The 2027-nt window shown below is 67.3% G+C and carries 4 protein-coding genes; all 4 read right to left on the bottom strand.

What is annotated here, in order from left to right; genetic code table 11:
* Positions 1-19: 19 nt before the first annotated feature.
* Positions 20-652, bottom strand: coding sequence for a glutathione S-transferase (locus AC1DU6_RS29020; protein ID WP_457320884.1), 633 nt, complete (start codon positions 650-652; stop codon positions 20-22).
* A complete protein-coding gene (locus AC1DU6_RS29015; protein WP_477861401.1) occupies positions 649-1089 on the bottom strand; it encodes a hypothetical protein in 441 nt (146 codons plus the stop codon). The genes AC1DU6_RS29020 and AC1DU6_RS29015 overlap by 4 nt, the downstream gene beginning before the upstream one ends.
* Before the next feature lie 140 nt (positions 1090-1229).
* Positions 1230-1757, bottom strand: a complete 528-nt coding sequence (locus AC1DU6_RS29010; protein ID WP_157281324.1) for a hypothetical protein — start codon at positions 1755-1757, stop codon at positions 1230-1232.
* The coding region (locus AC1DU6_RS29005; protein WP_477861399.1) for a VOC family protein at positions 1757-2027 on the bottom strand (271 nt) is incomplete at its 5' end. The genes AC1DU6_RS29010 and AC1DU6_RS29005, both read right to left, overlap by 1 nt.

The following is a 2027-nucleotide window of genomic DNA, read 5'->3' as shown; positions in this document are numbered from 1 at the left end:
TGCGAGGGGCGCTTGGCCATCAGCTGAGTTGTACCGCGTCGTCGCAGGGAATGGCGCGAAAGACCGGCAGCGCCTCGGTCGCCGCTGCATGCGCGACGAGATGTGGGAAGCCGTCTGCTGCCACCACCTCGGGCAGCAGGAACTGCGTGAAGGTCCAGGCGACGCCGACCGTGATGCCCGCCTGGCGGATGCCGCCTTCGCTGGCATCCAGCGGCTGGTGGCTCAGTTCTTTCTCCAGCTCGCCATAGGCTGCCAGCAGCTGGCCAGTGACGCGCTCGATCCAGGGCTCATGCCGCTTCTCGGCCGGGCGCAGGCCGCGCTCGTAGACGATCTGGGCCGTCTTCTCGCAGGCCGCCAGCGCCAGGCCGGTGAGGCGCAGCTCGCGCAGCAGCTCGGCCGGCTCGCTCGATTGCAGGCTGCGGCCGGCCAGGGCCTGAACGTACTCGAGCATCAGTGTCGAATCCATCAGCAGGCTGCCGCCATCGTCGTCGCAGATCAGCGTTGGCGCCTTGACGACCGGGTTGATCTGCCGGAAGGCATCAAAACCGCGGAACACCGAGATGGCCGCATGCTCGAAGGGCAGGCCGAGCAGCCGCATCGAGATCGCGACGCGGCGCACATAGGGGGAGTCCAGCATGCCGATGAGCTTCATGGGCCTTCCTTCTGCTTCGGAGAAGCAACGCCATGCTCGCGCATCAGCTGCTCCAGGGCTTCGCCGCCGTGACGGCGTTCAATCTCGGCTCGCATCACGCCGTTGTAGCCGTCAGCGAAGGCAAGTGCGAGCAGCGAGCCCTCCTCGCCCTTGTAGACCCAGTCGACGCCGTAGCGTTTCTCCAGCCGCTGGGCCTTGGCCGCTTCAGCTTTGGTCTTCGGGGGCCCGAATATCTGCAGTTGCAGAAGGCCTGCCTTGATGTCCGCACGTGCCTTGGCCTCACCGCGCTCCACCGCGCCGGCGGGATTGCCGACGCGCAAGTCGACGGACGCGACCAACTGCCGTTCTGTCTTGATCACGTCGCCGTCGGAAGCGCCGAACTGGTTGAACATGCCGAGCAGGCTCAAGACCGCCAGCAACGCAGCCAGCACGGCCACGACTTGAACGGTGCGAACGCCACGGCGCCGGCGCCACTGCGGCTCCACCCAATCAGAAAGCATGGTCACTCGTCGCACCGGTTTCAGTCAGCAGCCGGCCTTCGGCAGCCCCAAAGCCGCCCATCAATCCAAACATTGCATCAGCTCCTTGAACGCCGATTTTCGGCCAACGGCGCCAGCGCCGCCTGTACGCGGCCTTGCCAGCCGGCTTGCTCGGCCGCCGTCCAGTCCGGCCAGCGCTGCGCGTCGGCCTCCAGCTCGGTGGCCAGGGCCTGCAGCGCCACATGCTGGGTCAGCAGCGCGGCCAGGCTCAGTCGGGCCAGCCACTCCTGGGTCTGACGCACGCGCGGATAGGCCTGGAACAGCCAGCGCGCCACCTCGGGCCGCGCGCGCCAGTCGGCGCTGCCGAAGCGTTCGGTGGCCAAGGCCGTCAGCCGCTGGCCCGCGCCCAGGCAGTCAAAGGCCACGCAGCCCTCAAAGCCGCGCGGCACCAGTTCATCGTGGATGCCGCAGCGGTGGTCAGCGCAAAGGTGGTGGCAGGGTGTCTCGGCCGGCTTGTCGAAGCCAAAGCCCTGGCTCGCATCGAAGGGTGGAATCACGCAGCACAGCGCTACGCAGGCCGAGCAGTCGGCCTTGAGATGTGCGGGGAGCTGTACTGGCGTGGTCACTACGCCGCATTGTCCGACACGCCCACCATCCAGCCCACGCCGAAGCGGTCATCGACCATGCCGAACAGCGGCGCCCAGAAGGTCTTGGCCAGCGGCATCTTGACCTGGCCACCTTCGGCGAGAGCCGCAAACGCCTCTCGCGCGGCATCGGCGTCGGGGCAGTCCAGCGACAACGAGAAGCCCTTGAAGGCCGTGTCGCCGTCGCACATGCCGTCGGACATCATGACCAGGGCCCCGCCGATATGGACCGAGGCATGCATGATCTTGTTC

The sequence above is a fragment of the Roseateles sp. P5_B10 genome, assembly GCF_056400485.1.
Note: the sequence above shows the minus strand (reverse complement) of the source record. Positions and strands in the feature narration are given on the sequence as shown.

Bases quoted from the DNA above. Each gene is read 5' to 3' on its own strand.
- AC1DU6_RS29020 (WP_457320884.1), bottom strand. From the start codon at position 652: ATGAAGCTCATCGGCATGCTGGACTCCCCCTATGTGCGCCGCGTCGCG.